The sequence below is a fragment of the Paenibacillus sp. GYB004 genome, assembly GCF_036577605.1.
Taxonomy (GTDB): domain Bacteria; phylum Bacillota; class Bacilli; order Paenibacillales; family NBRC-103111; genus Paenibacillus_AB; species Paenibacillus_AB oceani.
Window position 1 is genome coordinate 81,937 of record NZ_JARBDB010000069.1, and the last position, 23,743, is coordinate 105,679.

Here is a 23,743-nt window from a genome sequence, read left to right on the forward strand (position 1 = left end):
CAAGTGATTTCTGTGTCTTAGGGAGTTACAGCAGGATGAAATGGTCGCTGATACCATACGTTTACTTCTTCCGTGATGGAGTCTCCGCCTCGCCGCTTCCATTCATATACGAATTCATCGAAAGCATCGATCGGCAGAAGACCGGTGACGAGCTTCATATACGTTTCGTGTTGCAGCTTCAGCAGACTGATATTGTGACGACCCATGGAAGGAGTCGGCGGACCGCCGTATGCCGACTCTATCAAATTCTCGTGAATCCGCCGCACATTGTCCCACAAGCGGAATCGCTCCCCCAGCAAGTCCAGCCTTTTGCGTGTAGCCTCCGGGTGCGCGGCATCGCAAAGGGAGCTGTATATGCCCCGATAGAGGTGAAGATTATGTTTCTCGAAGTCGATCGCTAGCCTGTCGTCCCGCTCGGTCCATACCTCATTCTTGAACCCAAGCTTCAACACTTCGCTTCCTTCACCAACGATAAAATTCAGCAGCCGTACGACTTCGCTGGCGTGATCGCTGTCTGCTGGCACCACATTATAAGAACGGACGACAGGCAGGCTGTACGTTCCGCTTTCTCCTCTCGGACCCGTCGGGTAATCGAGCGGAACCCATTGCGCATTCGGATCGTTTTTTATGCTTTCTTCGATCGGACCGCGGGTGTCGAACCATGCAGCGGAAAACAGCCCGGCCTTGCCGCTGGCTACTTTGTCCCGCAAGTTATCCGGTTTATTCAACAAAAAGTCCGGATCGATAAGCCCTTCTTTATACCACTTGTTCATTACGGCCAGCGTTTCTTTGGTTTGCGGCAAAATCCCGGAATACACCAGCTTCCCCTCTTGCTCCAGCCATGACTGCTGCTGAGTGCCGAACGCCCCGAAGATCGGTGCGGTTCTTCCGAGCTGCTCCGCAATTACCCAGCCAATCGTATCGTCCTGCCCGTTCTTATCCGGGTCGCCGTGTTTAAAGGCACGCATCACTTTTTCAAGCTGGACCAAAGTTGTCGGCAGCTTCAGCCCGACGTTGTCCAACCAGTCTTTGCGGATATACAGAATTTCCGTCCCGCGTACTTCATTCAAGCTTGGGATCGCATAGATCCGACCGTCATATGTTACTTGGTCCCACGCTTCTTGTGGAATCAGACGCTTCAAATCTTGTCCATTCCGGTCGATTGCATCATTCAATGGTTTGAGCAGTCCCCGCTTGACATGATCGGAGAAAAACGCTGAGCTGGCCGAGTTGATCATATCCGGCCCTTTTCCAGACGACATGATCAGGTTCAACGCATCGTCATAACTGTTCGGCGGCGGGGCAATGACCCGGATATCCAATCCGACTTCGCCACGGATGTAGTCGAGATACGGATTGCTGGTTTCATCCATACCCGGCGGAAAGTTGCTGGATTGCCCGTTGATAACGATTTCAATTTGGGCCACCGCCTCGCCCGCAACCGATCGTTCCAGTCGTTCAACCCGCATGTACGAGCAACCCGCCATAGCAACGCATACAAAGAGACCAAGCCAAACGTGTAAGTTCGGCCTTCTTAAGGCGTCCGGCTTCAACATCGCTCCTCCCCCTGTATTCATCCAGATTCATCCTGTATCTTACACGTTCGGATTCTGAAATGACAACTCTATTTTTGCCTCTTCGAGCACAAAAGAAGATAGTCATCAAAGTACACGATAAATGTCATCTCATTATCCTGTTAACGCTTCCTGCCGTTCCCTATACTGGAATCAGGAACAGAAAAAGCTTAAAAAGGCGGGGATAACGATGTTGAAACCGTTTTACCGGAATTCGTGTTTTTTTCTTCTCGCGAGCTCCATTTTTCTGGGCGCATGCGGAAACGAAAACTCATCGTCGAGCAGGGATGAGGGGAAATCACTTGACGAAACTAAGCAGGAATCCCCTAAGCCGGCTTCCTTGAATTTCTTCTACAACGGTTACTCCAAACAGCTCGTGGAAGAGCTGGAGCGTAAAATAGAAACTAAGTTTCCGCATTTATCGTTAAATATGATTTTACACGGTACCGGCAGCACGATTAACGACGTACTCGGCGCAGGTACGACTTTGGATATCGTTGCTTTTTCCGCCGGAGGATTATTTACTGTGATCGACCTGGAGCTGGCTACCGATCTGACGGAGCTGGCCAAAAAACATCAATTCGACTGGAACCGGCTGTCTCCGTCCGTACTCGAGACGATTCGCTCCTACTACGGGGGCAATAGATTGATGATTATGCCTTATGAACTAAACAACAATGTGCTGTGGTACAACAAAAACATATTCGACAAATTCGGAGTTTCATATCCGACGGATGGCATGACCTGGGATGAGACTTACGAACTCGCAAAAAAAGTGACGCGAATGGACAACGGAGTTCAATATAAAGGATTTCAGTTTAGCCACCTGAATCTCGTATATAAAAACCAGCTGGCTCTCCCGTTCACCGATCCGAAGACGAATAAAGCCGCTTTTCATACGAACGAATGGAAAAACTGGCTCGAGCAGATGACCCGTTTTTACAAAATCGATGGGAACCAAATTATTGGCCCGGGTGATGGTGTCTTTATTCGAAGACAGGAGTTAGCAATGTACACAGGGCCGAGCCTGCTCGACCAGCTTCCGGCTGCAGTTGAGAAAGGACTGGAGTTCGATCTGGCAACACTGCCCCGATTCAAAGATGGAAGCGCCGTAGGTTCGCAAATGAATGCTCCCTTCTACGCTATCCCTCCATCAAGCTCCAACAAAGACGAGGCGTTCCGCGTCATTGCTTATCTGCTATCGGATGAGATCCAAGCTTCAAACGCTAAAAAAGGCAGAGTACCTGTCGTAACAAGCGAGCAAGTCGTAAAAGAATTCGGCGCCGAGCTTCCGATCTTGAAAGGGAAAAACGTGGCATCCTTCTTTAAGGACACGGTCGGTAAACCGATAACCGTAACAAAGTATGACGGCATCGCCCGAAGTCAATTATCGAACGCGTTGGATCGTTTGTCCGAAGGACAATACCCGGATGCCAATACGGCATTGAGAGCGGCGGATGAAGAGGCCAACAAGCTGATCATGGAACAACAGAAAAAGTAGCTTGCCGCCAAATCAGATGCGATATTTTCGTTTGAATGTCCCCCATTTCGTAGTATATGTACGTTCATGAATCGGCTAACAAAAGCGTCCGATAACCGCGCCTGGACGCTTTTTTGGTTTACCAATCCTGCTAAACAAACCGTTTCCCATGTAATCGGAGTAAATAGAAGGACCAACTGGCCATAGACACGGAACAGGAGAAATCATGAATAAAATCGAGTAAGTGCTCGGCTCGGGAATGACTCCGCCGAATTGGGCTTGTCCAGACGGGCTGCGAAAGTGTCAATAGGCTTCCGCTTACATACATTGGAAATGTGCATTTATCCAGTGTGAAAGGAAGTCGGTACAATCATGTGGGTGTATATACCGGCACAATACGTGCAAGTTCCTGACGATGATGAGCGTTCTCTCGGATTTCCTCCTTCAGGTCCATGGGGACCCGGAGGTACGCAAGGCGGCGGCATGTGGCCGGGTGGCGGCGGTAGCGCGTGGCCCGGCAGTGGCGGCGGGTGGCCTGGCGGCGGTGGCGCGTGGCCTGGCAGTGGCGGCGGATGGCCCGGTGGCGGTGGCACGTGGCCTGGCGGTGGCGGCGGATGGCCCGGTGGCGGTGGCATGTGGCCTGGCGGCGGTGGCGGGTGGCCCGGCGGCAGCGGCGGAAGCAGCGGAGGGTGGCCGGGTGGCGGCGAAGGTTCCCCATTAGGCGAGAACGATCCGGCCCCAACTTCGGCTCCCCCTGCACAAATTCCGCAAAAACCGCTGTCGGCCGGAACCTTTGCCTTAGACCCCGGCGCTATTGCGCATTGCCGATTTAAGTTCACTTACATCTGGCAAAGGAACGGAGCCGAATACTGGATGTTTATTACGTTCGTCGGCCGTACCTCGATTTCCGGCTGGCGCTGGATGGGCGGCAGATGGATGAGATTTTCCGTCGATCTCCATTCGATCGAAGCGTCCGCCTGCTGAGAGGACTGTCCCTTCGCCTCCGAGTCGAGCCATCCCTCGTCCCCGGCCTTATGCCGGGATGCCGGTTGCCGGTTTTCGGCAACCATGCCCAATGCCTGCGTACCCGCAGGCATTCTCTTTTTTACAGCACACGTTCGATGAGTATCCCGATATGCAATGGGAGGGTATGCTGGGAAATCTTAACTATATCCAATCTATCGAGTACATTTCGGCCGGTTTGTCAGCAACGGACTAAACGATACATACTCGATCACGACAAATACCGGCACCTACTATGTGCGAATCTACAAAATCAACTGGCGCTCCGAATCCGACATTCGTTATGAGCTCGAATTGCTGCTCCATCTTCACCGGTTCGGCATTCCCGTTTCCATACCGCTGCCGAGACGGGACGGGGAATGGCTGACCGGGTTGGATGCGCCCGAAGGCAAACGCTACATGGCGTTGTTTACCGAAGCCGCCGGCAAGGAAAAGCGGGATGTAGAAGCGAGCGTGGCGTACGGAGCCGCCATAGCGGAACTGCACCGGGCGGCCGGTTTTTTTGCTCCACGCAGCGGCAGATTCGAGCTGGATTTGCACCATTTGCTCGACGAACCGCTTCAGCAGCTCCTGCCGTTTCTTTCACACCGACCGGAAGACCGCCGGTTTGTTCTGGATGCGGCCGACAAGCTCAAACGGCGGGTTGCCAGCCTGCAGGACGAGGGGCTGGACTGGGGAGTTTGCCACGGGGACCTGCACGGCTCCAACGTTCATTTAACCGGGGACGGTGAACTGACGCACTTTGATTTCGACTGCTGCGGTATGGGCTGGCGCTCCTACGATCTGGCGGTTTTTTGGTGGGATAGGGTTCAGTCCGCCGAGCTCGACAGCTTTAACAACAAGCAGTGGAACACTTTTCTGAACGCCTACTTGAGCAGCCGGACCTTGAACCGGCAAGATCTCGAAGCGATCCCTGCTTTTGTTGCGATCCGGCATATCTGGCTTCTGGGACTTCATACGGGGAACAGTGCGGTATGGGGTGCTTGGCAGGACGACTCCTATTTCGACCGGAAGCTGAAATTTCTCCGGGCTTGGATGGAAGCTCACAATCTCTAGCTAACGTACGCTGCAATCGCTGCAGCAATCAAGCATCGGGCAACAGCCGCCGGTGCTTTTTAGTTTTATTAAAAAACCGATATTTCTTGAAACCAAAAACGTTTTTTTTCGTATGAAAAGGGTATGCCATTCTTCTTATACAGAAAGGGGTCCAAACATTGTCAGAACCGAGAGCTGTCCGTCCGCCGAATCCAAGTACCGTATCGAAAGGGATTATCGGACTTGTTATTGTAGTCCTTGTAGCCGTTCTCGCCATCCAGTCCTTCACGATCGTTCAAGCGGGACATCGCGGCGTCGTGCTGCAGTTGGGTGCCGTCCAGCCGAAAGTGCTGGAAGAGGGGTTGCATTTTAAAATTCCGTTCATCCAGACCGTCCTGCCGATCGAGGTTCGCGTTCAGAAAGCCGAGTCCAGTCAAGTATCGGCCAGCCGCGACTTGCAGACCGTTACGACTACGCTTGCCGTGAACTATCATCTGGACGGGGCGACAATTAATAACTTGTATCAAAATGTAGGGATGGAGTACAGAGCCCGGATCGTCGACCCGGCGATCGGAGAATCGCTCAAGGCGGTCACCGCCCAATATACAGCCGAAGAGCTGATCTCCAAACGCTCGGAAGTCAGCGCCAAGGTGAAGGAAGTTTTGGCGACCAAGCTGAGCTTGTACAATGTCGTTCTCGACGATATCAATATTACCGAATTCAAGTTCTCCGAAGAGTTCAACCGCGCGATCGAGCAGAAACAGATCGCCGAGCAGCAGGCGCTCAAGTCGAAGTTGGACCTCGACCGGATCAAGATCGAGAAGGAGCAGGAGATTACCCGCGCTCAGGCGCAAGCGGAAGCGCTGCGTCTGCAGAAGCAGGAAGTCACTCAGGAGCTGATCGAATTGCGGCAGATCGAAGCCCAGTTGAAAGCAATCGAAAAGTGGGACGGCAAGCTGCCGAACGTAACCGGAGGCGCGACACCGTTCATCAACGTGCAGTAACGCAGTAAAAGACCGGAAAGGGACTTTCGTTGTCCCTGTCCGGTCTTTTCATTTGATCGATCTAGCTGGAGAAGAACCGAACCGAATAAGAGCGGTTTGGGAGGCTGTCGATTCAATGTGTAGAAGTGTTAGCAGGCCGTTCCAAGTGAAAAGTTACCTTCTTCTGCTCAAATAGGTTGTCCACAATGAATCGACAGCTTCACCAGAGACTCTTATTATGTTGAGCCTTCACTCTCATCCACGCTAACGATCAGGACGAGCCCGCACGACGGGCACTCCCTCGCATCCGATACGACCCGGTGTTCGCAGCCGGGACACAGCTCATACGACTGCGCCTGGTCTTCCCCGCCCGCTGTCTGACCGCGGCTTGGAGGAGAGGGCAAGCCTCCTTCGTCCGATTCCCGTTCCGTGACCGGTTCAGCCTCTTGCTCCAGCCAGACATGAGGCGGCTGTCCATCCACTTCCGCAACAACCAGTTCGTCGGTTAAAATCCACTCGATGTTCCCTGCCTTGTCGCTTACGGCGGCAAGCGGAATCTCGCCCGTTTCCTCACGGGGAAACACGCTTCCTCCAAATACGCTGGGCAGCTGTGATTTGTAGGCTCCGTATCCGGTTCCGATCAGAACATATCTGATGCCGCTTCTTTTATGAACGACGATCGTCGCCATCCGATTCCCTCCTCCGGTTATTCGCAGGCCGTATCCGTCCAAGGCGGGTTCGATTTTCTGCGGGATAAGGGCTTCCGGCCGCGATTCCTATAATCAGGCGTCGCCGCCTAAGCGTAGATGCAAGGGCTCCAGCACTTCGCCGATGCATTCGGCGAACAGATCCAGCCCGGCCGGCGTCGGATGAACGCCGTCGTCCGTCCCGCTGTTCTCTTCCGTGCGGAGCAGATCACCCAATGAACCGCCCTGCGCCAGATAACGTTCCCAGCGTCCGGCGACATCGGCGAGCGGCACCTCCAGCGAAGCGGCGACTTCGCGGACAATCCGATTGTACGAATCGATCCAGGCCTGCGCCCCTTCCGGGTTCCGGTACCATTCCTGCGGGTGACGCCGGTAATAATAACGCCCCGCGTCTCCTTCGATAATCGGGTTCATCGTACATAAAACAGGGATCACACGATGCGATCTTAACCGCTCGATGATCGTAATCAGATTGTCCCGATACGCTTCGGGCGGAACTTTCGCCGTGCCCGGCGCCGTGTGAACATGGTCGTTCATGCCGAACGCCACGATGCATACGTCATGCTGGTGCGCCAAGACGTCCCGCTCGAACCGGGCCAGCCCTTGCGCCGTCGTATTACCGGGTACGCCCGCATTGATCGTCTCGCACCCGAAGCGGACTTGCAGCTTATATAAGTACGTCTCCTGCTCCGCTACATATTGTCCTGCAGTTATGCTGTCCCCAAATGCGGCAAGTTTCATTTTTAATTCCCACCCTCTGACGATATTCGGTGTATGTGCACGTGTTGGTTGTACGTTGCTCTGCACCCGCATCATACGCTCTTAAGCCGGCTTGCGTCAACATTAAATGTTGCTGCGCCGGCCATTTTCCGCCGGCTCTCCCATCCATAACGGGACCGCTCAAGGCCAGCCCGCGTCCGGACCGCTCGGCGCACACGGAAAACGGCGCCCGAAGGCGCCGCTCGTCATACCATAAGTTAAGAAGTAAAAAGTAGAGCTTTATTTACGCTTTCAGTGCCGCCGCATCAATCATCGAGGCCGACTCGCTGTCGAGATACAACGTCCAGTCGGCATGTGTCTTCAGCATCGTGGAAGGGACGGTATTCGTCACGTTGTTGTCCATCGTCATCTTGATCGCATTGGCTTTCACCTTGTGCGGAACACAGGAAATAATCGTTTTAGCCTGCATGATCTGATACACGGTCATCGTGATCGCCTGCTTCGGCACGTCATCCACCGTCGCGAACCAGCCTTCTCCGACCTGCTGCCGCTTGCACGCTTCATCAAGGTCGACGACCATGTACGCTTCCTTCGTATCGAAATCGGCCGGAGGATCGTTGAAGGCGATATGGCTGTTCTCGCCGATCCCGATCAGCGCTACGTCGATCGGCTGTTTGCGGATCTCTTCGGTAAGCGCCGCGATATTCGCCGCTACGTCGCCTTCGCCGTTCACGTAATAAGCGCGGCCGAGCGGGATCAGATCGGCGAACCGCTCCTTCAAATATTTGCGGAAGCTGGCGATGTGGCTCTCCGGCAATGCTACATATTCGTCCAGGTGGAACATTTCGATTTTGTCCCACTCGAGCTGTTCTTTAATAAACGCTTGGAAAAATCCGAACTGGGACGCTCCGGTGGACAAAACGATGCGCGCCTTCCCGTTCGCCGTGATCGCGCGCCGTATGGCGTCCGCAGCCTGCACAGCCGCAGCCGCGCCCAGCTGTTCCGGGGTATCCGAAATATGAATGTTCATTGTGTCATCCTCCTCATGATTCTATAGTTGTCGTACCGGACTAAAGGTTCAGCCCCGCACGGTCTCTGACTCTTTCAGTAAATCTTCGATGACGATCCGCTCTCCGCTCGCGATCGACAAGTTGGCCGCCGCTCCGATCAGAAGCGACATCGCTCCGGCTCTCGATCCTGCCATTTGACCGAGCGGGTCCGCCACGTCTCCGACAAAAATCATCCGGCGAAGCCGCGCGTCGCCTCCGCCGTGGGCGCCTCCCGCCTTACGGCTTTGAAGCGTCATCAGTTCGTTGCGGCGATTGTAGATCCGGATCGTATTGTTCGGCTCGTCGTGTCCCGGACCGCTGTGGCTGTCTTCCGCTTCGATCCGCCCTTTCGTTCCGACGAAGGTCGCTTTCCAGCCTTCATACGGGCTGTAGGCGTTAAGCGAATACGTAAGCAGCGTGTTTTTCTTGTATTTGACGTTCAGCGACATCGTGTCATAGATGTCGATATCTTCTCCGAATACGCATTGATCGCGGAAATATCCGTCATGCTTCTCCGCTTCTTTATAGAACGAGTTCGTGAAAGAGTTGGCCGTGACGTCGTAATAAAAATCGCAGCTTTTCGTATGGTCGCAGGTCGAGCACGTGCGGCCGCGCTGCTCACGGGTTGCTCCGTAGAACAACCGGGAGCCGTTCGCATACACCGTCTCGGGCTCGTCGTCCAGCCACCAGTTGACCATATCGAAATGATGAGTCGATTTGTGAATAAGCAGACCGCCGCTGTTCTTCATCTGGCGGTGCCAACGCCGGAAATAATCAGCGCCGTGGCTCGTATCGAGCGACCAGTTCAGCGAGACGTGAAGAATGTCGCCTATCGTTCCTTCCTTGATGAGCTCCTTGATCCGAACGACGTAGGGCATGAACCGGCAGTTGAACGTAACGATGACCTTGCGGCCCGTCCGCTTCTCCGCCTCGAAGATCGCTCTCGTCTTCTCCGCATCCGTCGTCATCGGTTTCTCGGAGATCGCATCGCACCCGGCCTCCAGAGCCCGGATAATGTAATGATCGTGCAGATTGTCCGGCGTCGTCACGATAACGGCATCGGGCTTCACTTCCCGAATCATCGTATCGAAATCGCTGAATACCGGAATGTTACCCGATTGCTCGCTTAAAATGTTCGCCCGGATCGGATTGATGTCGCATACCCCGACGAGCTCCGCCGCACCCTTCAGTTCAGTCGCAAGCGGCTTGGCAAACATACCGAGCGCCCTTCCCCCGGCGCCGACGATGGCGTACTTTTTCATAAGTGTTCTCTCCCTTGTGGAAATTCGGCCTATAGCACTCGATTCCTGTGCCGGTTCCGACCGATATCGATTGTCTGTCACCGCTGGCTCTCCCCTGTATGCTGAACAGATATCGATTTACATACCCACCTGTAAAATCAATGAAAGGCAAAGAAAAAAAACAACTTTATAGAAATCGATTACTGCCTCAGTTTACCATACCTTTTGCGATTTGCCAACGGGGAAAATTACGGATCCCGCCTCCAATTTAATACTGGCGCTGCGATGTCCGAGGATTGAACCGCCCTGTCCGAATAAGGGGAATCCGCTTGCCTGAGGACAGCGGCGATTCAATCCCGCTTGCGTCTAGGTTGCTTGGCACCAAACTAACCTTTAAGCCCCGTGGAAGCGATCCCTTGAACGAACTGCTTCTGGGCGATCAAATAAACGATAACTACCGGGATCGTAACGATAACAGCGCCGGCCATCAGCAGAGCCGTGCTGACCTCGGTATCGTTTTTGAGATAAAGCAGTCCGACCGGCAGCGTATACAGCTTCTTATCCTGCAAATAAATGAGCGGGCCGAGCGTATTGTTCCAGGCGCCCATAAACGTAAACACGCCCAGTGCGGCAAGCGCCGGTTTGCACAGCGGAATGTAGATCCGCCAGAAAATGCCTAACGGGTTGTAGCCGTCGACGACCGCCGCTTCGTACAGTTCCTTCGGAAGTCCTTTAATAAACTGATGAAGCAAAAAGATGCCGAACGCTCCTCCGAGAAAACTCGGGATGATAAGCGGATAATACGAGTCTAGCATGCCGAACGTCTTCCAGATAAAGTAGCTCGGAATGAGCGTGACCTGGAACGGGATCATCAAGGTCGCCAGCATGGCGATATAAAGCGGTTTGCGCAGCTTGAAATCGAACATCGCGAGGCCGAATGCGATCAGCGCGCACGACAGCAGCGAACCGATCATCTCGATCGTAACAAGCAGCATGCTGTTGAATGTGTACCGGCCGAAGTTTACTTTCTCCCAGACGATTTTGTAATTTTCCCAGCTGATCGGATTCGGAATCAGCTGAGGCGGCAGCTGGCCTACCGCGCCTGTCGTCTTCAGCGAGGTGGACAACATCCAGATAAACGGAAACAGCATCGTCAGGGCGCCGACTACGAGTACGATATAAGTGAACATTCTGCCGATTGAGCTGAAATTAATCATAGTGCACCCACCTTTTCTCAAAATATCTTTGGAAAAGCGTGATGCCCAATATGATTACGAAGAGCGCCCAGGCGGCTGCCGAAGCCGGTCCCATTTTGAACAGCTGGAACGCATCCCGGTAGATGAGCATATTGGTCACCATATTCCGCTCCGGCACGTTGCTCATCTGCGAGCCGAACATGCTGAGGAATACGTCGAACGCCTGAAACGCGGCGATCGTAGACAAAATCATGACCATATAAATCATCGGAGAAACGAGCGGGAAAACGATCCGCGAGAAGTACATCCAGTTCGAAGCTCCGTCGATTTGCGACGCCTCCTTCATCTCCTTCGATATGTTCTGCATGCCGGCCAGCAGCAAAATCATCGATGAGCCTACCCCTTTCCAGACGTTGACAAGCGCGACGCTGCCGATGACGACCCACCAGTGCTTGCTGTCCAGCCACTTGACCGCAGGTAGATTGATCGTCTCCAGCAGCCAGTTTATCAGGCCGTACTTCGTATTGAACAGCCACGCCCACAACACCCCGCCTGCGATCCAAGGCGTTACGACCGGCAGGAAATAAAACAGCCTCAGCAGCGTCTGACCGCGAATCGCCTGGTTGAGCAAGTGGGCGATAATAAGTGCGGCGATCGTTTGCAGCGGAACGAAGACGAGCGCGAAATAAAACACGTTGCGGACCGAGATCCAGAACACCTTTTGCTCGAACAGCTGCTGCCAGTTTAGCAGCCCGACCCATTCCGGCGGGTTGAACAAGTCCCATTTGACGAACGAGACGTAAGCCGAGAATACGACCGGAAACGCTACGAATACGAGAATATTAATCGTAAAGGGAAGCGTGAACAAATATCCCCAGTGACCTTGCTTGTGCATCCGAACACCACCTTTCTACCAAATGCGGCTCTTGGGGTATTTGCCGAAACGACCCGGGAAAGCGGACCGGCGATTCACCGCCCCGCTTTTTCCTCCGGCCGCCCGGTACCCGGAATAACCGCGAGTTACTTGTTGTTGTCCAGTACGGTTTGCACTTTTTCGTGAATTTGCTTGGCGCCTTCCTCGGCGCTGATGTTGAAGTTCAGGACGATGTCGTTGATGATCGGCTGAGCCGCTCCGCGCCATTCGTTCCAGCTGGCGTTCTCGTCAAGCGTTACGCCGCCTTCGGCGATGCCGTCAGTGAACGCTTTTTTGTTCGCTGGTTTGCCGGTGATTTTCTCCACTGCCTGCAGGGCCGTTTTCTTAACCGGAAGTGATGCGCCGCTGTTGGCGAGAATCGTCTGCGCTTCCTCGCCCAGGTAGTACTTGAGGAACTCCCACGCTGCATCCTTCACTTCCTGCTTCGCCTTGGAGGAGATCAGCCACGAGTTCGTTACCATCGGCACGTAACGTTTGCCGTCTACCCCTTTTGGGATTTTGACTACGTCCCAATCGGCGTCCGGGAAGCTTTTGTTCATCGTCACCTGGTTGCTGTACTGCAGGAAGTACATGGCCGCTTTGCCGGTGGCAAACGTCTGCACCTCGCCGCCATTGGCTTTCAGGAAATCGTTGTTCGTAAAGTATCCTTCCTTAATGCCGTCGGCAAGCTGCTTCAGCCCGGTTATCGTCTTCGGATCGTTAAACATCGATTTCGTAAGCGTCGAATCGAGCGCTTGGCCTCCCGCCTGCTTGATCCACGGGAACCAGCCTTGCGTAATGCTCGACGATCCGATGAATCCGAAGGAAGCCGGTTTGCCGTCGCTGCCTGCTTTGGTCAGCTTTTTGGAAGCCTCGATCAGATCGTTATAGGTCCAGTTGTCGGTCGGCAGCTGAACGCCCGCATCCGTAAACGCTTTCTTGTTATACGCAAGCGCGATCGGGTTAATCCCGTGCGGAACGCCCCATACTTTCCCTTCCGGCGTCTTGGCCGCGAACAATCCCGGAATGTAGTCGGCCTCTTTCAGGTCGCGCTGAATGTACGCCGAAAGATCTTGAGCGACTCCGCGTTTGCCGTAGCCCAGAATAACCGCGTTTTCTTGAAGCCATACGTCCGGAGTCGTGTTGCCGGCAATTTGCGTAGCGATTTTGGCGACAAAGTCTCCCCACGGGGCATCCTGAACTTCTACTTTAATATTAGGATTTTTGGCGATAAAGCCGTCGATAATTTCTTTTTTCGTTACGTCGTAGGCACCGGGAAGTCCGATTTTGAGCGAAACCGTCTTGGCCGGACTTGTACCTCCGCCGTTATCCGGGTTTTCTGTTGAGGACGAGCAACCGGCAATTGAAAGCGCTAGCACAGAAGACAAAACAACGAACGATTTTTTGTTCACTTCAAACCCCTCCAAATGTTGTTGTATACTGCATGACCTGCATAATAATGCCGGCCATATAATCAAGAACAGCCGTATTGCTTCTATCCTTATAGGACTGTTCCTGTTACTGAGGTGTGTGCGCTTCCTGCATAAAACATAACATAGTTTATGCAGGAAGCGCCATAGTTATTAAGCAATTTTAATTGGAACCCTTTATATACCGCTGAATATCGAATATTTTGGAAATCCTAGAAATCGATTTCTCATGAGCAGATTATAACATATGTTATATTTCTTTAAAAGGGGGCTTCTTTAAAAATCGTCGGGAAAACTCCTTTCGCTATGCCGTCATTTTCACCGAACATGCTGAAACCCGTTGGCAGGAGCAGGTTTTATCGACTTTTGATTGACTATGGACGCCGGTTGACCGATAATATGAAATAACATAACATCATTTATTTACCCAAAGCCTGGAATTTTAAACGGAATGAGGATTCTGCATGGTTACCCAAAAAGACATCGCCGATTATGTAGGCGTTTCCCGGACTGCCGTTTCGCTCGTTTTGAACAACGCGCCGAACAGTACCGTCTCCGAGAAGACGAAGGAGCTTATCCTGAAGGCAGCCAAGGAGCTGGGCTACAAAGATACGGATGTCAAGCCTAAAATCTGTTATGTTTTTTATAGCCGCGACGCTAACGACCCCCGTTATTTCCAGCATTTGCGGGTGACGGAGGAAGCGGCTGCACGCTACGGTTACTCCATGCTGTTCATGAGCATCAAGCCGGACCCGAACGATCACCAGCGGCTTAAGGAGCTGGCCAGAAGCCAGGACACGGCAGGCATTCTGGTGTCGGGCTTACTGGACGATACGATTATTGAAATTCTCGAGGAAACGAAAGTCCCTCACATTTATTACGGAAGCACGGACCGGACCGACATTAACGTAGTCACGACCGATTACTCCAAAGTATGCTATGAGGCGGTACGCCACCTGATCGAGCTCGGGCACCGGAGAATCGCCTTTTACTCCGGAAGTCTCCGGCTGCTTATCAACAAGCGGGAGCTTGCCGGCTACAGCAAAGCGCTTGAGGAAGCCGGCATCGAAGTCGATAAGGCGCTGATCCAATCCGGCGCGGAAGAAGATGGCGACGAGCTGTGCAGCCGGCTCCATGAGCTGGATATCGACTACACGGCAGCGTATTGTACGAACACCGTCATCCAATTCGGCGTGCTTCAGGGGCTGAAACGGCACGGCATCGCCGTACCGGAGCAGATCAGCCTGATCGGTCACGGATATACCGAACTGGTTAAACTTAGTATTCCCCAATTAACAACAATGATTTTAAGCGGCGATCAAAAAGAAATTCCGGCTATCCGCCTCATCGAGATCATTCAGCGGAAAGCGCCGGATCCGATTTATGAATGTTTGACTGATTTCGAGCTGTTCCCCGGAGGTACGACGGCAAGGTGTCCCGCCACGTGACCCTCCGGCAATTGTGTGAAACGGGACTTTCTCACTAGTCATCATTTTGCGATTATTCGAGCCCCGCTTGGAACCGGTTTTCCTTTCCTTTCGAATAGGACCTCAGCCTCCACGTTACCGTGGAATTTGAGGTCCTTTCGTCTGGAAAGGGGGACGTTCCTTAACATGCGAACAATTTTGGGGCAGTTTCTTAACTGTGGGCATTAGTATCACGGGTACGAGACGCATGTTGCTGATGCTGAAAGGCGGGACGACATATTACTGGGTACGGTGCGGCATATTGTTGAAGGGCGTGACCGCATGTTACTGAGTGCGTGCGAATAAGAGCGCTTTGCATCTGCTATTGGGTCGGAGTCGTCCGGTTATTTCGGATAAGAGCGATTTGTACCTCTTAATTCGAGCAATTTGACGGAAAATCGCCATATGGAGGAGTTTAGCAGCTGGTAACCGCTCTTATTTTCACGTATAACCCGATTTATTCGAAAATAAGGGGTACAAACCGCTCTTACCGACAGAAGAAGTTTACTCTTGGGGCAGGGGATGATGCGGATTCCTGCGTAACTGCTGTAAAAGGAGCAATTTGGCGGCGTCATTTGGTCTATTATTGAGAAAGTTCCTTCATCTGAGCAGGCTTTGGCCCTTGGGGCAGGTTAATGAAGCGCAAGCACATTCCTGCGTACGCGCGTATGCGCAGGAGTTGCTCCGAGCCGAACAGCAGGTGTTCGGCTTAATGAAACTTCTCTTTTCTACACTCTTAAAAAAGACCGCCATGATCCGGTTAATTTAAGTTAATTTAAGTTAAGTTAAGTTAATTTAAGCTAACGGCCATATCGATCCTTGGCGTCCGGTGGCGCTCTTCCTGCAACAAAAGACCGTTTGGAGCGATATCGCTACAAACGGTCTTTCTCTCGTCGGCTTGCCGCCGGTTTCGCCGCCTGCGTCTTCCTCCGGCCTGGCAGGCTAGGCGCCATACGCCTCCAGCGGTCCAGCCCGAGAATCAGCCGCGCAGGTCGGCTACCGATTCGCGTTCAAGCAGCTTCGGCTGCAGCATAATGCCGATGTCCGGCTTTTTCCCGTCGATCAGCATATCCAGCAGCATGTTGCAAGCGAGCCGGCCCATCTCGTAAGTCGGCTGCAGCACCGTGGAGAGCGGCGGCGTAATCATTTGCCCGAAATCGATGCCGTCGAACCCCATGACGGACACATCGTCCGGAACTTTGAAGCCTTGGCCGTTCAGCTCGTTAACGACGCCGAAGGCCGTCATATCGTTACAGGCGAATACCGCGCTAGGGCGTTCGCCGCCGGCCAGCAATTTGCGCGTAAGCGCCTTGCCGTTCTCGAATTCGTAGGTGCCACTGTACGTCTCGTTGCCGGCCTCGACAACTACCGGCTCCAGACCGGCTTCCTTCATCGCGGACGCGTAGCCGTCATAGATGCTGACCCGGCTCGGCCGGTCGAGCGGAGCCGTCACGTAAGCGATCTTTTTATGCCCTTTGGAGATCAGGTGACGGGTAGCCATGACTCCGCCTTTGCGGTAGTCGAAGTCGACCTGGCACACTTCCTCCATCTCCACCTTCTGGTCGAGGGCGACGACATTTAAGCCCATATCGATAAAATGCTTCAGCTGCTTCTTGTCGCTCGATATCGAAGAAATGACGAGGCCGCGGACCTGCTTCTCGAACATTGCCTGGATATACTTGTCCTCGAGAACCGGGTCCTGGAACGAGTTGCAGAGCAGCACCTGATAATTATTTTTGCGGGCGATCTCCTCCACCCCCAAGATGACGGACGAATAAAAGGTGTTGGTAATCGTCGGAATAATAACCCCGATCGTCATGCTCGTCTTCGTCTTGAGCTGTTTGCCGAGCATATTCGGGACGTAGTTCGCTTCTTTGGCGATACGCAATATTTTGGAGCGAAGCTCGGGACTGACCGGGTAGCTGCTGTTGCTGAGCACTCGCGATACGGTTGCAGAAGAAACTTCCGCCATTTTCGCAATATCGTGGATCGTTAACGACTTTTTCATATTCACGCCTCAATTTCTACGGATAATCGGAATAATCGGGGAAATCGGTTACTTCAATTAAAGCGATTATTTCGCCTTCCGTCAAGTGAAGCCGGCCCCTCACGATTCCAGGGCGTTCAGCGCGACCGACAAGCCGGCATAATCGCCGACCGATTCCCCCAGCGCGGCCGGAACGATCCGGCAAGCCTCAAGCGATAGAGGCAGCGCCTCCTTGCGCAGCTCCTCCAGCGCGTACGGCTCCAGCAGAGCCCGCTGACGCGCGTAAATGCTGCCGATCACGATCGCTTCGGGATTAAGCAGATCGACCAGCACCGCCAGTCCCCGGCCGAGCTTGCGTCCGACGGTCTCGAACAAGCGGAGCGCGAGCGGGTCTCCTTGCACCGCCGCTTCGCCGACCGATTTGGCTGTTATGCCGTCAAGGCCGCGAAGCGTAGGGCAGAAGGCCGGAGGCTGCCCCCGCGAGATCGCGGATTCCGCTTCCGCCCGCGCCAGCCGGGCAATGCCGCCGCCGCTGCAGAAGCCTTCGAACGAGCCGGCCTTGCCGTAGCCGACCGGACCGTCCGGGGCAAGCCGGATATGTCCCGCTTCGCCCGCCATATCGTTCGCCCCCGCATACAAGCGGCCATTGAGAATAAGCCCGGCACCCAGCCCCGTACCGAACGTCAGGAAGATCATATGATTCATCCCTCGCCCCGCGCCCCATTTCCATTCAGCCAGCGCGCAGGCGTTGGCGTCGTTCTGCAGCGCTACGGGCGCGTCAAACCTCTCCCTCAGCGGAGTGACGCAGTCGATCCGGTCCCATCCCGGCAGATTGGGCGGCGACAAGATAAGCCCCGCCCGGCTGTCCAGCGGACCTCCGCAGCTGATGCCGATCGCTTCCGGGCCCTCTCCGCCCGTCCGGTCGATCAGCTCCGCCATCTCCTCCCCCAATCGTTCCATCGTCTCGCCCGGGGAAGCCGGGGTCGGAAAGCCGATTTTCCCTAAAATATCGATCCCCGCCTCCGTCTCCCTGCCGATACTGACCGCACATTTCGTTCCGCCTATGTCCACTCCGCCCAATAAACGCATCGTTCGCTTCCTCTCCATCTATCGCTGATAGCGTTGCCTCTATTGCTAGTGTAACAAAAAAAGACCGCATCGGCAGCGCCTCCCACTTAAGTGCCCAAAAATCGCAGTGGAATAGCGGCTGATATGCGGTCTACTTGGCCAAAGCCGTTTGCGACGATCGTTCGCACAATCAGGAGATGATCCCGCATGCGACGCGTGCGCCCGAGTTTCCCGACGGGTCCGTTACCCCGTCGTCCGGCGCTTCGTGGATAACGATTGAGGTGCCGCCCTCTTTGAGCAGCGAATTCGGCTCGCCCTTCGTCAGCGTTACCCCGCCTGCAATCCAATCGGCCTTCGCCGTCCCGTCGGAAGCTACGTTTAAGTTCGGCAAATCGCCGGCGTGCGGCCCTTCCGGATTTTGCAGACCGTGCTTTTTGCCTCCGGGATTAAAGTGGGCTCCCGCGGTGGTAAAACCCGGAGCTTCGCAGCGCCCCGTCTCGTGAATATGATAGCCGTGCGGTCCGGGGGCAAGTCCTTTCACCTCGAGACGGATGCGCACGCCCTCTTTCTCCGGCGTGAGCAGCGCGGAGCCGATCGTTTTGCCTTTGGTGTTTATAATCACAGCGCGAACAGCGTTGTCCGGTTCGCCGGAGTCAGTCCTCCCGGCCGCCTGCTTCGCTGCACAGCCTGCCCCTGCGGCTAGCAGAAGCAGCCCGAGCGCCGGCAGCGCCCATTGATTTATCCTCATCTGTCGACTCCTCCACGTGGCAACAAAATGGTGTTACGGTAATCCATTGTTCACGAATACGCCCGGACTTAAACCGCCTGGATTCAAAGCCTTCCGTACCGCCCGTTATTCGCACCTTGGATCGCCGCCGGCATATGCTGATTGGGATCAAGCAAACGTTAGCGGGTGATACGCGATGAATCCACATCTGCTCGGCCTTATGACTCACAAAATCGGATCGCCGGGCCGGTTTTCCCGGCATGCCGACGCTGCGCTCGCTGCCGGATTTTCCGGCGTTATCCTGTTTACTCCCGCAGGGGTGCATGTGGAGCGCGGTACGGTCACCGGTTACGTCCGGCAAGGCCGGTCGCCCTGGCGAAAGCAGTCAGCCGCGCATCCGCCTGTGGCTATCGATCTGGGGTATTACACGACTCCCTTGACCAACCAGCAAGTATTCCGCGTCAAGAACCGTACCCGTATCCAATTTACGGGCCACGGACTCGGCAACAAATGGACCATCCAGAATCATCTGCTCGCATCCCCGCTTCTCGCTTCTCATCTGCTGCCTACGAAACCGATGGACTCGGTCGACGACGCGATCGCCTATGCCCGCGAGCATGAAGCGATCATGATCAAGCCGATCAACGGCAAAGGCGGAATCGGCATTCTCAAATTATGCTGCACCGGGTCCGCTTATCGTCTGCATGAAAACCGCAAACCCGCCTTAAGCGGCGGTCCGGGCACGATCCGTGCCGCCCTGCGCCGGGCCAGGCGCAAAGGAGGGTATTTGCTCCAGCGCTGGATCGATATCCGCAATCCGGAGGGGCGGGTATTCGACGTCCGTGTACTCATGCAGAAAGACGGGACAGGACACTGGGAGACGTCCGGCATGGCCATACGCGAAGGATCGGCCAACAGCATTACGTCCAATCTCAAAAGCGGCGGGCGCGCCCACGAAGTTGCAGCTTACTTGAACCGGCTATTTCCGTCGGACAAGGCGGATGCCCTGATGGAGAAGCTGTGCGAGCTGTCGGTTTATATTCCGCCTTACCTGGAGGAACGCTACGGCAGAAGGTTAGCCGATCTGGGGCTTGATTTTGCGATAGACCGCTCAGGCTGCCTATGGCTGCTTGAAGTAAATATTAAGCCGGGCAAAGCCGTGATCCGTCAGGTCTACGGCGAGGAAGCCGCCCGGAGATGCTTTCTGATGCCGTTCCGGGAAGCAAGGCGGCTCGCTCTGTCCGCGACGGCGACGGGCGACGAACGCTCCGCTCTCCCGCTATAAGCCTTCCTGCTGACCCGGGAAGGTTTTATTACTATGCGGAGTGATACTGTTGATCCGACTTCCGGACAAAGCGGCTGTTTCCAAAGTCATCTTTCGATTTTGTGAGCTTACCTACCCGGAACCGTTTCCTCGAGAAAAGGACCTCAGCCTCCACGTTGCCGTAGAAGTTGAGGTCCTTTCGTTTGGAAGCCGGGACGTTCTATGCCACCCCATACGGGCACTATTAGGACAGCCTTATTTGGAGCGCCATACCCTCCGGGCTTTCCCACAGATCGTGTCCCTCCGGCGGAACCGTGCCGGCTTTCCGCCATGCAACGTTGTCTTAATGCGGCCTTGTATTCACTTCGAATATCCATAGCTTGCCGGAACGGTCGAACCCGTAATCGAAGCCGAGCTGTCCCACGCCGGGAAAATGCCGCTCGAGCAGTTGCGTGCTGATCCGAGTCACATTGCGCATCTCCTGCTTTTTGCGGCGGACGGCCGCTTTCGGCAATGAACGCCGGATGCCTTCCGTCGACGAAAGCATGGTTCCGCCGCGGCACAAGTTGGTGACGAAAAATCCGGGGTTCGCGAGCCGCCCCACCATTGCCCGGGTCACCCATACGTGATTCTGCTTTACCACCTTGACCCGGTAATCGATCGGCCGTCCCCGGATGCTGGCGAGACTGATTCCGCGCTGCACCAGATAAGAACGCCGCCTGCGGATCGCTCCGATCGCGGCCATCATGCTGCGGAAGTTCCGGCATCTCGTCACTTTCCGTTTATGCCGGATCGTGTAGCCGGCTCCCGTCCTGATCACCATTATGACACCGACTCCGCCTGTGCCGACGACCGGCTTTAGCACAACCTTGCCGTACCGGGACAACATCGCAGACACGTTGGCAGGCGAAAAAAAACGGGTTTCGGGGATATGCTGCGAAACCCTCGGATCTTGCTGAAGGACAGAGTTTTTTACCCATTTGCTGGCTATTTGCCGCGAGATGACAGCCTTTTCCTCTTCACTGGCGGATGCCGGCTGAACTGCCGCCGCAACGACCGCCGCCGTATTCTCCGTCTCGGCAGCGTTCTCCTCGGCCGGCGCCGGCGCCGCAAGGATCGCTTCAGTTCCCTCCTCTTGTTGTGTTCGTTCCATCATGATCCCTCCTCTAAAAGTTTCTGACGAAGCCATCGTCACGTCCGATGTCGTCGAAGCCTTCGTTAGCGGAAGACGAGCCTATCCGATATGCCGCGGAATTCATCTGCAAAAGGCAGTACCGGTACGGATATCGCTATATCGTATGCCGGTGCCCGAATCCCCTCCTGTTCGTTTGCCCCCGGGCAAGCGCCGATTCTCATTGCCGCTCCAGCAGATCCATGATTTCCCGGAACGCCCGGGTCGCGCGGTTTGCGCCGTTCTCCGGCTCGTTCAAAGCGACAACCGCCACCGCATATTTCGGGCGCTCGATCGGCCCGTAGCCGACAAACCATTGATGGACCGCGGCTTGTCCCGCCGCCGTCGTCTGGGCTGTACCCGACTTGCCGGCCACGTTCCATTTCGCCTGCTTCAGCGGCGTGCCCGTGCCGCTCAGAACGACCTGCCGCATCCAGGACGTTACCTTATCCGCTGTCCGCTTCGAGATGCCGTCCGCCGGCACCTCCGCATTCCGCTCCGGAAATGATTGCACAACCGTCCCTGTCCGAAAGCGGATGTCCCGGACGACTCTCGGGCTTTGAACTTCACCGCCATGAAGCAAGGTAACCACCAGATTCGCCGCCTGCAGCGGGGACACGAGCACGTCCCTTTGCCCGATCGCCGTCTGGACGCGTATCCCTTCATCTTCCGACGGCTTGCGCCCGTCGAATATTTGTCCCCGTTCTTCTCCGTCGAACTGACTCCAGCCGGACGCTCCCTTCCCTTCCGTATGCCAGCCGACCTGGAGTTCCAGCCCGAGCCGCTGCGCCGTTTCCTGCAGCTTCGCACCGCTGAGCCGCTGCATCACCTTGGCGAACACGACATTGCATGACTGCGCATAAGCCTCCTCGAACGTGAGGGTGCCATGGCCGCCGTGCAGCCAGCATTTCAAGCCGTATTTGCCGAAAGAGCCGCTGCATTCGAACGTTTCTCCGGGCTGGACGACTCCTTCCTCCAGTGCGGCGGCAGCCACTACCGTTTTGAACACCGAGCCCGGTGTGACCGCCTTCAGCGCCTTGTTCCCCCAACTGGCGTCCCCGCTGACGATCCGGTACGGATCGAAATCCGGACGGCTTGCCATCGCAATAACGTCGGCGTTGTCCGCATCGAGCACGACCGCGCTGCCGGAGGCGATCCCCGCTTTCTCCAAAATACGCTCAACGCCCTCCTGCACGTCCCGGTCGATCGTCGTACCGATCTGCAGCGGATAATACGGGTTATTCGGGCGGATGAGCCTGACGTCAAGCCCGGCCAGCGGACGGTTTAAACCGTCCGTGAACAAGCTGACCGACGTTTTGCCGGCGCCTTGGAGATACGTCTCCATCGTCTTCTCCAGCCCCGCTGCGCCGATCCGGCTCGACAAGGACAAGCTGCCGCGCGATAGCTGCTTCGCATACAGCGCTCCGATCCGCTCCGGATTTTCGCCGATAAAGCCGATCAGATGTTTCGCCACCGCATCCGCCGGGTAACGCCGGACCGTGTGCATCACTTCGAGGCCCGGAACGGGCAGCTTCGCGATCCGGTTTATTTGCCCGTCCGACAGCGGCACAGGCTGCCCCGTGACCGGATCGCTCCACATTTTCGGCACCGCCGGCCGGCTGTAAAATTCCCGCCATACCTCGCGATCCGCACCCAGTATCGAAGGAATTCCGTTCAGGGCCGCCTCGTTCTCCTCTTCCGTCCGTTTCACCGGAAATACGACGAGCGCCTTCACCTGTTCCCCGGTCAGCGGCCGGCCGCTGCGGTCGACAAAATGCCCGCGCCCGCTGTCCAGCTCGATTCCATACTCGCGCTGGGCTACCGAATTGCCGATCAGATCGATTTCACGCCGCGAGAAACTGCCCGCATCGATCACCTGAATCCAGCCAAGCCGGCCGATCAAAGCAGCCATCACAACTGTGATCGCGAGCAATCCGAACCATATCCTCCGCTGCTGCCGCATATTGTGCATCCCGACATCCGCCTTCTTTCGCTCTCTTCGTCGTTACGATCAAGTATCGACAAAGAGGCGGGCGGACAAACGGCATCCGGCGCGCTTCGATGAAATCACTTCTTTCTCTTCCCAAAGTCTGGAAATCTGGTATAATAGCAGTAGTAGATTGGACTCCGATTAGTAGATCAGGGGGTATAGTGATGAGCGAGCAATTACTTCAGAAGATTTTAGCCGAGATGATGTCTATGAAGGACGACGTCAAGTCGATTAAGGATGAGCTGCAGACCGTGAAGAGTGAGCTGCAGTCCGTCAAGAGTGAGCTACAGTCCGTAAAGAGTGAGCTGCAGTCCGTCAAGAGCGAGATGAACAGCAGATTCGATATCGTAGAAGCGAAGCTTGCCGTGAACGAGCGGGAAATCGCCGATGTGAAACGCAAGCTAGGCTTCATCGAAGAACAGGCCGCGAGCACATCGGAGCTGCAATCCCCGCTAACCGAGCTGCAAAAACAAATCCAGGAGCACGACGCGGACATTAAGTTGATCAAGCGGGTACTTGCCAGTTAATCCGGAGAGCGAAAGCTCCCTTTATTTGTGTTACATGGATTGCACGAACTCGGCTAAGGCGGTTTGCCCCTGTGCGGATGCTGGCGCTTTAGTAAACTTAACATTCTGGCGTTAACAAAGCCCCTTCGTCCCCACTTGGTTCGTGGTTACGGAGGGGCTTATACGCCTGCGCCTGTACGATTCGGCCAACTA

At 55.0% G+C, this 23,743-nt stretch carries 20 protein-coding genes; 7 read left to right on the plus strand and 13 right to left on the minus strand.

Going from position 1 to position 23,743, the window contains the following annotated elements; all coding sequences use genetic code 11:
• Positions 1-17 precede the first annotated feature (17 nt).
• Entirely contained in the window at positions 18-1,469 is a 1,452-nt protein-coding gene (locus tag PV433_RS31850; protein WP_332076000.1) for an extracellular solute-binding protein, read from the minus strand.
• Positions 1,470-1,764: 295 nt separating this feature from the next.
• Between PV433_RS31850 and PV433_RS31855 the strand changes: the two genes are divergently transcribed.
• The 4 genes from PV433_RS31855 (at position 1,765) to PV433_RS31870 (ending at position 6,116) form a co-directional block, all read left to right on the plus strand.
• Entirely contained in the window at positions 1,765-3,075 is a 1,311-nt protein-coding gene (locus tag PV433_RS31855) for an ABC transporter substrate-binding protein (protein WP_332076001.1), read from the plus strand.
• A gap of 351 nt (positions 3,076-3,426) precedes the next feature.
• Entirely contained in the window at positions 3,427-4,038 is a 612-nt protein-coding gene (locus PV433_RS31860; RefSeq protein ID WP_332076002.1) for a hypothetical protein, read from the plus strand.
• A gap of 192 nt (positions 4,039-4,230) precedes the next feature.
• Positions 4,231-5,133 carry a phosphotransferase enzyme family protein gene (locus PV433_RS31865; RefSeq protein WP_332076029.1) on the plus strand — a complete coding sequence of 301 codons (903 nt, stop codon included), beginning with the start codon at positions 4,231-4,233 and terminating at the stop codon, positions 5,131-5,133.
• A gap of 212 nt (positions 5,134-5,345) precedes the next feature.
• Entirely contained in the window at positions 5,346-6,116 is a 771-nt protein-coding gene (locus PV433_RS31870; protein ID WP_317891286.1) for a prohibitin family protein, read from the plus strand.
• A 215-nt stretch (positions 6,117-6,331) separates the two neighbouring features.
• Here the strand turns inward: PV433_RS31870 and PV433_RS31875 are convergent, their stop codons facing one another.
• The 7 genes from PV433_RS31875 to PV433_RS31905 all read right to left on the minus strand — a co-directional run bounded on the left by PV433_RS31875 (position 6,332) and on the right by PV433_RS31905 (position 13,333).
• Complete coding sequence (locus tag PV433_RS31875; RefSeq protein ID WP_332076003.1) at positions 6,332-6,784, minus strand: hypothetical protein; 453 nt, start codon at positions 6,782-6,784, stop codon at positions 6,332-6,334.
• 93 nt (positions 6,785-6,877) lie between these two features.
• Complete coding sequence (locus PV433_RS31880) at positions 6,878-7,543, minus strand: SGNH/GDSL hydrolase family protein (RefSeq protein WP_332076004.1); 666 nt, start codon at positions 7,541-7,543, stop codon at positions 6,878-6,880.
• A gap of 262 nt (positions 7,544-7,805) precedes the next feature.
• A complete protein-coding gene (locus PV433_RS31885; protein ID WP_332076005.1) occupies positions 7,806-8,552 on the minus strand; it encodes a 6-phosphogluconolactonase in 747 nt (248 codons plus the stop codon).
• A 48-nt stretch (positions 8,553-8,600) separates the two neighbouring features.
• Complete coding sequence (locus PV433_RS31890) at positions 8,601-9,833, minus strand: Gfo/Idh/MocA family protein (RefSeq protein WP_332076006.1); 1,233 nt, start codon at positions 9,831-9,833, stop codon at positions 8,601-8,603.
• Between the two features lie 365 nt (positions 9,834-10,198).
• The gene (locus tag PV433_RS31895; RefSeq protein ID WP_190930880.1) at positions 10,199-11,029 is read right to left on the minus strand and encodes a carbohydrate ABC transporter permease; all 831 of its coding nucleotides are present in this window, start codon (positions 11,027-11,029) and stop codon (positions 10,199-10,201) included.
• Positions 11,022-11,903, minus strand: coding sequence for a carbohydrate ABC transporter permease (locus PV433_RS31900; protein WP_332076007.1), 882 nt, complete (start codon positions 11,901-11,903; stop codon positions 11,022-11,024). Before PV433_RS31900 ends, PV433_RS31895 begins: the two co-directional genes overlap by 8 nt.
• 125 nt (positions 11,904-12,028) lie before the next feature.
• Positions 12,029-13,333, minus strand: coding sequence for an ABC transporter substrate-binding protein (locus tag PV433_RS31905; RefSeq protein WP_332076008.1), 1,305 nt, complete (start codon positions 13,331-13,333; stop codon positions 12,029-12,031).
• A gap of 482 nt (positions 13,334-13,815) precedes the next feature.
• Between PV433_RS31905 and PV433_RS31910 the strand changes: the two genes are divergently transcribed.
• The gene (locus PV433_RS31910) at positions 13,816-14,799 is read left to right on the plus strand and encodes a LacI family DNA-binding transcriptional regulator (protein WP_332076009.1); all 984 of its coding nucleotides are present in this window, start codon (positions 13,816-13,818) and stop codon (positions 14,797-14,799) included.
• A gap of 997 nt (positions 14,800-15,796) precedes the next feature.
• Here the strand turns inward: PV433_RS31910 and PV433_RS31915 are convergent.
• The 3 genes from PV433_RS31915 to PV433_RS31925 form a co-directional block, all read right to left on the minus strand.
• Positions 15,797-16,825 (minus strand): LacI family DNA-binding transcriptional regulator, encoded by a 1,029-nt coding sequence (locus tag PV433_RS31915; RefSeq protein WP_190930884.1) that lies wholly within the window; start codon positions 16,823-16,825, stop codon positions 15,797-15,799.
• Positions 16,826-16,924: 99 nt separating this feature from the next.
• Positions 16,925-17,893: an ROK family protein gene (locus PV433_RS31920; protein ID WP_332076010.1), complete on the minus strand. Its 969-nt coding sequence runs from the start codon at positions 17,891-17,893 to the stop codon at positions 16,925-16,927.
• Between the two features lie 169 nt (positions 17,894-18,062).
• Positions 18,063-18,620 carry a superoxide dismutase family protein gene (locus PV433_RS31925; protein WP_332076011.1) on the minus strand — a complete coding sequence of 186 codons (558 nt, stop codon included), beginning with the start codon at positions 18,618-18,620 and terminating at the stop codon, positions 18,063-18,065.
• 175 nt (positions 18,621-18,795) lie between these two features.
• Here PV433_RS31925 and PV433_RS31930 point away from each other — a divergent pair, with 175 nt between their 5' ends.
• A complete protein-coding gene (locus PV433_RS31930; RefSeq protein ID WP_332076012.1) occupies positions 18,796-19,884 on the plus strand; it encodes a YheC/YheD family endospore coat-associated protein in 1,089 nt (362 codons plus the stop codon).
• A 322-nt stretch (positions 19,885-20,206) separates the two neighbouring features.
• Here PV433_RS31930 and PV433_RS31935 read toward each other — a convergent pair whose 3' ends face one another.
• The gene (locus PV433_RS31935) at positions 20,207-21,016 is read right to left on the minus strand and encodes a YheC/YheD family protein (protein WP_332076013.1); all 810 of its coding nucleotides are present in this window, start codon (positions 21,014-21,016) and stop codon (positions 20,207-20,209) included.
• A 199-nt stretch (positions 21,017-21,215) separates the two neighbouring features.
• Positions 21,216-23,006 (minus strand): peptidoglycan D,D-transpeptidase FtsI family protein, encoded by a 1,791-nt coding sequence (locus PV433_RS31940; RefSeq protein ID WP_332076014.1) that lies wholly within the window; start codon positions 23,004-23,006, stop codon positions 21,216-21,218.
• Positions 23,007-23,188: 182 nt separating this feature from the next.
• Here PV433_RS31940 and PV433_RS31945 point away from each other — a divergent pair, with 182 nt between their 5' ends.
• A complete protein-coding gene (locus tag PV433_RS31945; protein WP_332076015.1) occupies positions 23,189-23,551 on the plus strand; it encodes a hypothetical protein in 363 nt (120 codons plus the stop codon).
• Positions 23,552-23,743: the final 192 nt, after the last annotated feature.